Here is a 9,205-nt window from a genome sequence, read left to right as displayed (position 1 = left end):
GGTCGAGATACCGACTCCTCTGCCAAGTCGTTCTGTGACGCGGGGCAGGAATGCCCAATGGCAAGGTTGGGAGGCCCAAGCTCTATTGGCTAGAGTGAGGGCGGGGGGATGTTACAAGGAAAGCTTCTGGAATAGATGAGCCACCGGCAGGGCAAATCCTGGAATAACCTCTTCACCTTCTAGAAGATCAACCGATTTCAGGAGGCGGTCAGGCTCTTGAGAGCTGCGATACACCAGGACGTAGTGCTCGCTGGGGTGAACCAGCCAAACCAGGCGGCTGCCATTTTCAAAGTACTCCACCAGCTTGTCATGAATTTCTTCAACCGTATTGCGGGGGGAAAGCACTTCAACAGCCAGATCTGGAGCGCCTTCCAAAAATCCTGTGGGCAGTTCAGCCATGCCCTGCAAGCGTTCTTTAGCAAAAAAAGAGATGTCAGGGGAGCGCCAATTTCCACTCTTCATCTTAAAAGCAGTGCTGGAATCTAAAACGATCCCCAGCTTGTTGGACAAAACGTAGGGGGTCAAAGCTGCCAATAGGAGGCTGCAGACATAACCATGGAGTGCCCCCGCGCTTCCCATATCAATTGGCTTCCCATCAACAATCTCGTAGCGATGTCCCTCCCTGGACAACGCCATGAATTCTTCGGCTGTCCAAGCTCTTTTTCCCTGAGTTGGCACAGCTCCGACGGTCATCTGCAAACTCCTTGCTGCTCCTTCGACACCGCAAGCCAAGCCCGCAGGGATCCCCCAGCGGCTTTTCCTCGAGGGGGGACACCAAAGGCTAAAATAGCCTAGCTCATCCTACTGTACCGACGGAAAAGGCACCTTGATCGAGCGCTACACTCTGCCCGAAATGGGCCAGATTTGGTCCACTGCCCACAAGCTCCAGACCTGGCTGCAGGTGGAGCTGGCTGTCTGTGAAGCGCAAGCGGAGCTGGGGCGGATCCCGCAAGAAGCCCTGCAGGAGATCAGAGCCAAAGCCGCCTTTGACCCGGCGCGGGTTTTGGAAATTGAGGCGGAAGTGAAGCACGATGTTATTGCCTTCCTAACCAACCTCAACGAGCACGTGGGCGAGGCAGGGCGCTACATCCACCTGGGCCTGACCAGCTCGGACGTGTTGGATACCGCTCTGGCCGTGCAGCTTGTGGCCTCGGTGGAGATCTTGCAAGCTCGCCTGGCCGACCTCATCGCTGCTATCCGCGACCAAGCTCGGCAGCACCGCTACACCCTCATGATCGGCCGCACCCACGGTGTTCACGCCGAGCCGATTACCTTTGGCTTTAAGCTGGCAGGGTGGCTGGCCGAGTGCCTGCGCCACCAAGAGCGCCTAGCTCGCCTGCGGGAAGTGGTGGCGGTGGGCAAGATCTCTGGCGCCGTGGGCACCTACGCCAACGTGCCTCCCCAGGTGGAGCAGTTGGCCTGCGCTCGCCTGGGCCTGAAGCCCGATACAGCCTCGACACAGGTCATTTCCCGGGATCGCCATGCGGAATATGTGCAGACTTTGGCTTTGATTGGCTCTTCGCTGGAGCGCTTTGCTACTGAAATCCGCCACCTGCAGCGAACAGAGGTACTGGAGGCTGAGGAGTACTTTGCCCCCGGCCAAAAGGGATCCTCTGCCATGCCCCACAAGCGCAACCCCATCAAGGCGGAACAACTGACGGGGCTGGCCCGTCTCCTGCGCGGGTATGCCGTCTCGGCCCTAGAAAACATTCCCCTTTGGCATGAGCGGGACATCTCCCACAGCTCCGTAGAGCGGGTCATCCTGCCGGATGCCTCCATCCTCTGCCACTATCTGTTGGTCAACATGGCGGAGCTGGTGGGCCAGCTGCAGGTTCACGCTCGCAACATGGAGCGCAATCTCAACCTCTACGGCGGCGTCATCTTCAGCCAGCAGGTGCTGCTGGCTTTAGTGGAGAAGGGCCTTAGCCGCGAGGAAGCCTACCGCCTGGTGCAGGAAAATGCTCATCGCGCCTGGAACCAGCCGCAGGGGGACTTTCGCGCCAATCTGCTGGCGGATCCCCGGGTGATGGCCCACCTGAGCGAGGCGGAACTGCAGGCTTGTTTTGATCCGCGGCGCCACCTAACCCATTTGGACGAGATCTTTGCCCGCCTGGGCATTTGAGGGATCCCCTATGGTTTGGCAGCGGCAGCACGTCTTGGGCTTGGCGGATTTTACTCCCGAAGAATACCAGATGGTTTTGCAGACCAGCGCCAGTTTCCAGGAGGTGTTGACGCGGCGGTTGCCCAAGGTGCCCACCCTGCAGGGGAAGGTGGTGGTGACGCTGTTCTTCGAGCCTTCCACCCGCACCCGTACCAGTTTTGAGCTGGCGGCCAAGCGCCTTTCGGCAGATGTGCTCAACTTTTCCCCAGGCACCTCTTCCTTGAGCAAAGGGGAGACGCTCTTGGATACGGCCCGCACCTTTCTGGCCATGGGATCCGATCTCTTAATCGTTCGCCATGCCCAGGCAGGAGTGCCCCAACAATTAGCTGCCGAGATCGACCGCCGTGGATCCCCTGTGGGCGTTCTCAATGCCGGGGATGGCCTGCACGAACATCCCACCCAAGGTTTGCTGGACTTGTTTACCCTCTGCAGCCATCTGGATCCCCGGCGTCCCCGTCTGGAGTTGCTGCAAGGGATCAAAATTGCCATTGTCGGCGATATTCTCCACTCGCGAGTGGCCCGCTCCGATATCTATGCCTTGGTGGCTGCCGGAGCTGAGGTTCACTTAGCCGGCCCTCCCACCCTGTTGCCCAAGGATTTTGCCCAGTTTGTGCCCGGCCATACGCTCCCTGTCCATTGGCAGCTAGAGCCTGCCCTCGAAGGGGCGCGTTTTGTTATCACCCTACGCCTGCAGCAGGAGCGCATGGGCGAGTTCCTTCTCCCCAGCTTGCAGGAGTACCATCACTTCTTCGGCCTCACGCGGCAACGACTGCGCCTGTGCCACCCAGAGGTGAGGGTTTTACACCCCGGCCCGGTCAATCGCGGTGTGGAACTCAGCTCCGAGGTAATGGAGGATCCCGGCTTGAACCTGATTGAGCAGCAGGTCACCCACGGCGTGGCGGTGCGCATGGCCCTGCTGTACCTCATGGGGGGCGGGCGGATCCCAGCCTAGAGCCCAGATCTTTCTCTGCTCGGGGAACATGTAGAGCTGCCCCACGTCTAGAAGGTTGGAGTCTATCTTCTAACCAATTCTCTCTGCCAAAAGCCGAAAGAATCTCTGGGCGGGGCTTTTCCCGCCCTGCTGAAATCATGTCCAAGCTTGCCGAGAGGTGAGCAACATCTTTGTCTCAAATTTTACACATCTTGGATCTGGATCGAGTTTTTTTGCAGCCGTCTAAGCTTAGCTCTTATTCAAGTTGTGTCCGTTTGATTGGTTGTCAAATGAGATAGAAGTTCAGCAGTATAAGCCTTTTCGCGGATCCTGGGCTCCAGGATCCTGATTTTGCTGAAATCCAAACTGGCCAAAACCACCAGATGGAAAATCGAGGTTTGGAAACGAGCCAGCACACTCAAAAATATCGATTTTTCTCTTGACTTAACCCAAAGTTAACCTTTAGATATCCCTCCGTTAACTTTGAGGTTATAGGGTTGAAGATGTTGATTTGCCACAGATATTACCTATGCGAACCCTGCTTTCTGCTTTCTCCCTCACCGCTCTAACAGTAGGATTTCTAACAGCGACCTCGGCTCAAGCCCAAACCGTGCAAATCTCCGGGGCGGGCGCGACCTTTGCGGCTCCTTTGCTGCAACGTTGGTTTGACGCCTACAACCGCACCGTAGACCCCGCTGTGCAAGTCAGCTATCAGTCTGTCGGTAGTGGTGCTGGCCTAGAGCAGGTGATCAATGGCACTGTGGACTTCGGCGCTTCCGAGGCGCCTTTCTCCGGTGCTCGCCTGGAAAGCTTCCGAGCTAAATACGGCTATGATCCCCTACAGTTGCCTCTGGCGGGAGGGGCCATCGAGTTTGCCTATAACCTGCCCGGCATTGAAGACGGAGAGCTCATCCTGAAGCGGAAAACCTACTGCGGCATCGTGACCGGCGAGATCACTCGCTGGGACGACATTCGCATCAAGGCCGAGAACCCACGTATAGCAAACAAGCTGCCACCCCTGGACATCACCTGGGTACACCGCTCTGATGGTTCTGGGACTACCTTTGTGTTCACCAACCACATCAGAACTGTCTGCCCTAATTGGACAGCCGGTGCTGGTACTTCTGTCGAGTGGCCTGTTGGCATTGGAGCCCAAGGGAATGAGGGCGTAGCCGCCACCATCAAGCAGGAGCCAGGGGCGATTGGCTACGTGAACCAGTCCTATGCCAAGCTGGAAAAGATGGCCACTGCTCGCTTGGAAAACAAAGCGGGCAACATTGTTGAGTTCTCGACTGAGGCAGCTACCTCGGCGCTGGATGCTCCCATTCCTGATAACTTTGCGCTGTTGGTGCCCGACCCTGAAGGGCCAAATGACTACCCAATCGTGGGCTTGTTCTGGGTGATGCTGTACCGCGAGTATCCCGATCAGCAGAAGCTGACCAAGCTGGTGGAGGCTCTGAAGTGGACCCAGGGGCCAGAGGGTCAAGCCATCACCAAGGAGCTGGACTACATCCCTATGCCTGAGGCGGCTATCCAGCGGATCTTTGCAGAGCTGGATGCCATCACCGTTAACCCCAATGCGGTGCGATGACTGGGTTGCAGCCTGAACTCCACTAGAGTGGAGCTGGTGGCCGGCTGAGGAGGCAGATGAGGCTTTCTCGGTCGGCTGCTGGGCTTACCTTGCACGGTGGGATTTTTAGGAAAGTTTTGAACCGAAGATGATCATGGGAGAGAGGCTATGACTTCAGCGGCTACGGGTTATGGTTCACCACCAAACCCGGATATCGATGTTGACATTGAGAAAAAGGCGAGCCTGTCTCGGGCTGTTGATGTGGGCTTTGTCCGCCTGACGCTGGCCTTGGCAGGGTTTGCCGGCATTATCCTCATCTGGGTGATTCTTCAAACCACCGAAGCGGCTCTGCTGGCGATTCAGCAGTTTGGCTTGGGCTTCCTGGTTACTGCCCGCTGGAACCCGGTGGAAAACATCTACGGAGTGCTACCACAGATTTATGGCAGTTTGGTAACCTCTCTGGTGGCTTTGATTTTTGCCATCCCTCTGGGCATTGGCACTGCCATCTTCCTGACGGAAGGTTTTGCCCCCAAGTGGGTAACGGAGCCGATTGGCTTTGCCATTGAGCTGATCGTGGCCATTCCCAGTGTGGTGCTGGGGCTATGGGGGATCTTTGTGCTGATTCCAGCAGTGCGGCCCATCTTTCGAGCCATTAACCAGACGCTGGGTTGGATCCCTTTCTTGGGTGGCCCGGCTCCGCGGGGGCCCAGCTTGTTGATAGTGGCTATGGTGCTGGGGATCATGATCTCTCCCATCATCATCTCCATTACCCGCAGTACCCTTGAATCTCTGCCACGCAGCCTAAAAGAGGGCGCTTTGGCTCTGGGGGCAACCCGCTGGGAGACCCTCTTAACGGTGATGATCCCTGCCGGCCTGTCGGGCATTGTCAGCTCGATCATGCTGGCGCTGGGACGGGCCCTGGGAGAGACCATGGTAGCGGCCATGCTTTCCGGCAACGCCAACCGCATCAATATCTCCCTAATGCAGCCGGGATCCACCATTACTGGCTTGATTGCCTCTCAGTTTGGCGAGGCAGGACGCTTGCAGGTTTCGGCTCTCATGTATGCCGGCGTGGTGCTGATGGTGCTGACGTTATTGGTCAACACTGTTGCCGAGATCATCATCCGCAAGTTTCAAAACTTGGAGCAGTAACTTGGGAAGCAGAAAGAAGATAAAGGAGCACTGTTATCATGTCCGACTCAGCACAGCTTGCCCCTGAGAAGGTTGACATCGACATTACTCGTGCCGCCATTGCCCCTGTCCGCAATTACACAGGCATTGTCCTAACCCTGCTGAGTGGCCTCTTTGTGGCGGTGATCATAGCTTCCCTATCTTGGGTGCTGTGGGATGTGGGCAAGGAAGGCATCCAGCGGATAAATTGGGATGTCCTCACCCAGACCCGCTACCCTGCCCCTGGCCTGGCGGAAGGGGGCTTTGGTCACGCAATTGTCGGCAATTTAATGGTGCTGGCTACGGGGGCGGCTTTGAGCTTTCCCTTCGGCATCTTGGCGGCAGTGTACTTGTCTGAATTCGGTCGCGGCACCCGCTTGGCTTATCTGGTTAAGTTTTCCTGCAATGTGCTCACGGGGGTACCGGCCATTCTCTGCGGCCTGTTTGCCTATGCTGTGGTGGTGAGGGGATCCGGCTTTTCGGCTTTCTCGGGAGGGGTGGCTTTTGGCGTGCTGATGCTGCCGATTGTCATCCGCTCCACCGAGGAGGCGTTGCTGCTGGTTTCGCCCGACATGCGCTTGGCTTCCCTTGGCCTGGGCTCAAATCGCTTTCAGACCACAATGCGCGTTGTTTTGCCGGCAGCGGCACCGGCCATCGTAACCGGGCTAATCCTGGCTTTGGCCCGAGCGGCAGGCGAGGCTGCACCTCTGCTCTTTACCGCCTTCAACAACAATTTCTGGTCTACTAATCTCTTTGGCCCGGTGGCTACCTTGCCGGTGATGGTCTACTTTTTCTCCATCATTCCCTACAGGGTGCAGCAGGAGCTGGCTTGGGCGGGCGCTTTGGTTTTGTTAGCCATTGTTTTGGCGGCCAGCTTGACCGCTCGCTTTTTGGTGTACAAGACCAGGAAATAGCCTGAGGATTCTCAACAAAGTCTTGAATCGAACTCTTCGTCGAACTCTAGCTCTTTTTGTGAGTGCTGCCATGCAAACTCAATCTCTTAACCAGACCTCTTACGTTTTCAGGACCGAGAACCTGAATGTCTACTATGGCTCCAATCTGGCGGTAAAAAATGTTACTCTGGACATCCCAGCCCGACAGATTACTGCGTTTATCGGCCCTTCCGGCTGTGGCAAAAGCACGATCCTACGTTGCTTCAACCGCACCAACGATTTGATCCCCGGTGCTCGTGTAGAGGGCAAGCTCACCTACCACGGCAAGGATCTCTACGCCAAAGAAGTCGATCCGGTGGCGGTGCGGCGGCGTATCGGCATGGTCTTCCAAAAACCCAATCCCTTCCCCAAAAGCATTTACGACAACGTGGCCTACGGCCCGCGGGTGCTGGGGATGAAGGTGGACTTGGACGAGGTGGTGGAAACCTCGCTGAAACGGGCTGCCCTCTGGGATGAAGTCAAAGACAAGTTGAAAGAAAATGGTCAGTCGCTGTCGGGAGGGCAGCAGCAGCGCTTGTGTATTGCCCGCGCTCTGGCGGTACAGCCGGATGTGATTTTGATGGATGAGCCCTGTTCGGCACTGGATCCCATTTCCACCCGCCGTATCGAAGAGCTGATGAAGGAGCTGGAGGAGGAATATACCATCATCATCGTCACCCACAACATGCAGCAGGCCAGCCGCGTCTCGGATATGACGGCTTTCTTCAGCGTGGAGCTGGTGGGCTCCAACCGTGTGGGCGAGCTGATTGAATTTGACAGAACTGAAGTCATCTTCAACAGCCCCACCAAGCAAGCCACAAGAGATTATGTGGAGGGCCGCTTCGGCTAATCGACCTGGCCGGACAGGGATCCTTCCCATACTGTTCTCGGCAAACCCTTTTGCAGGCAATTTCTGCCGATGATGGAGTCTGAAGAACCGTTGCACCCAAATACGGATACCCATGATCGTTGCCGCTCCTGACAAGCTGCAGGCTTTGCGTTCTGACTTAGAGGGTATTGAGATCATCACTGATCCGGCTCAGGTGGCCAAGTTGTCGTTGGATTTTTACCACTACAGCCCCGTGCTGAGCCGACAACTGAGCGACAAGCGGGGAGATTTGGTGGTGCGCCCCGCCGATGAGGCCGAGGTGATGCGGGTGGCAGCGGCCTGTGCCAGGCTGCGGATCCCGGTTACGGTGCGCGGTGCCGGTACCGGTAATTACGGCCAATGTATCCCGCTGGCCGGGGGTGTGATCCTGGACATGGGCAAGCTCAACCAGGTGCTTTGGGCAAAGCCGGGCTTGGCGCGGGTGCAGGCGGGAGCCAAGTTGATGGCCATCGACAAACACACCCGGGAGATGGGCTGGGAGATCCGCATGGCTCCTTCCACCTATCGCACGGCCACCATCGGGGGGTTCATTGCCGGCGGCAGCGGCGGCATTGGCTCTGTAACCTACGGCCAACTGCGGGATCGCGGCAACATCTTGGGTTTGCGGGTGGTCACCCTGGAGGAAGAGCCCCGGGTGCTGGAGCTGCGGGGAGACGAGGTGTTCCAAGTGAGCCATGCCTGGGGCCTGAATGGGATCATCACCGAGGTGGAGATCCCGCTGGCGCCTGCTTATCCTTGGGCGGAGCTGGTGGTGGCCTTTCCCCCTGAAGTGGGCTTTATGCCCTGTGCCCATTTTGGCCAGGCCCTGGGAGATGCGGATGGGATCATCAAGAAGATGATCAGCCTGCACGCTTGGCCGATCCCCAGCTACTTTGCGCCGCTGCGGGGCTATCTGCCAGAGGGATCCGCTGTGGCCCTGTTGATGGTGGCCGAATGCAGCCTGGAGCCGCTGTTGGAGCTTGTCCGGGAACATGGGGGCCAAGTGGTTTACAACAAAACGGCCCAGGAGGCCAGCAAGGGGATCTCGCTGGGGGAATTTTCTTGGAACCACACCACTTTGCACTGCCGCAGCGTGGATCCCAGCCTGACTTATTTACAATCGGCTTTTCCCGCCGATCGGGAGCTGAAGCTGGTGCAGCACATGTACGAGTATTTTGGCGACGAAGTGCTGATGCACCTGGAGTGGATTCGCATCAACGGGCAAGCTACCCCTGTCGGCCTGCAAATTGTCCGCTTTACCACCGAAGAGCGTCTAAACGAGATCATGCGCTACCACGAAGAGCAGGGAGTATTTATTGCCAACCCCCACACTTTCATCATCGAAGACGGCGGGCGCAAAGTGATGGATCCACGCCAGATTCGTTTTAAAGAAGAAGTGGATCCCTATGGGTTGCTCAATCCGGGCAAGATGCGCACCTGGCAGGAGCGCGCCTCTGCTTGAGGAATAGCAACAGTAGCACAGCAATTGGCCTTGGTCTATCTGTATTGCCCATGTTTAATCCCTGATGGATTGTCTGGGCAGGACAACACCAGTCCAAAGCTCTACAGTCAG

Annotated in this window: 8 protein-coding genes; 7 read left to right on the top strand and 1 reads right to left on the bottom strand. The window is 57.1% G+C overall.

Going from position 1 to position 9,205, the window contains the following annotated elements; all coding sequences use genetic code 11:
* Positions 1–111 precede the first annotated feature (111 nt).
* Entirely contained in the window at positions 112–693 is a 582-nt protein-coding gene (locus NW834_RS12380) for a Uma2 family endonuclease (RefSeq protein ID WP_011430559.1), read from the bottom strand.
* A gap of 133 nt (positions 694–826) precedes the next feature.
* Between NW834_RS12380 and purB the strand changes: the two genes are divergently transcribed.
* The 7 genes from purB (at position 827) to NW834_RS12345 (ending at position 9,094) form a co-directional block, all read left to right on the top strand.
* Positions 827–2,122: an adenylosuccinate lyase gene (purB, locus tag NW834_RS12375; RefSeq protein ID WP_414418723.1), complete on the top strand. Its 1,296-nt coding sequence runs from the start codon at positions 827–829 to the stop codon at positions 2,120–2,122.
* Positions 2,123–2,132: 10 nt separating this feature from the next.
* Entirely contained in the window at positions 2,133–3,113 is a 981-nt protein-coding gene (locus tag NW834_RS12370; RefSeq protein ID WP_414418722.1) for an aspartate carbamoyltransferase catalytic subunit, read from the top strand.
* A gap of 508 nt (positions 3,114–3,621) precedes the next feature.
* Complete coding sequence (gene pstS / locus NW834_RS12365; protein WP_414388782.1) at positions 3,622–4,683, top strand: phosphate ABC transporter substrate-binding protein PstS; 1,062 nt, start codon at positions 3,622–3,624, stop codon at positions 4,681–4,683.
* 147 nt (positions 4,684–4,830) lie between these two features.
* Positions 4,831–5,814 carry a phosphate ABC transporter permease subunit PstC gene (pstC, locus tag NW834_RS12360; protein ID WP_414418721.1) on the top strand — a complete coding sequence of 328 codons (984 nt, stop codon included), beginning with the start codon at positions 4,831–4,833 and terminating at the stop codon, positions 5,812–5,814.
* Between the two features lie 38 nt (positions 5,815–5,852).
* Positions 5,853–6,746 carry a phosphate ABC transporter permease PstA gene (gene pstA / locus NW834_RS12355; RefSeq protein WP_011433508.1) on the top strand — a complete coding sequence of 298 codons (894 nt, stop codon included), beginning with the start codon at positions 5,853–5,855 and terminating at the stop codon, positions 6,744–6,746.
* A gap of 70 nt (positions 6,747–6,816) precedes the next feature.
* On the top strand, positions 6,817–7,614 hold the full coding sequence (pstB, locus tag NW834_RS12350; protein WP_099883872.1) for a phosphate ABC transporter ATP-binding protein PstB: 798 nt from the start codon (positions 6,817–6,819) through the stop codon (positions 7,612–7,614).
* Positions 7,615–7,726: 112 nt separating this feature from the next.
* Positions 7,727–9,094: an FAD-binding oxidoreductase gene (locus NW834_RS12345; protein WP_414418720.1), complete on the top strand. Its 1,368-nt coding sequence runs from the start codon at positions 7,727–7,729 to the stop codon at positions 9,092–9,094.
* Positions 9,095–9,205: the final 111 nt, after the last annotated feature.

Origin of the sequence: Synechococcus sp. R60.1, assembly GCF_047461835.1 — a bacterium.
Taxonomy (GTDB): Bacteria; Cyanobacteriota; Cyanobacteriia; order Thermostichales; family Thermostichaceae; genus Thermostichus.
This window is presented reverse-complemented; position numbering and strand designations above follow the sequence as displayed.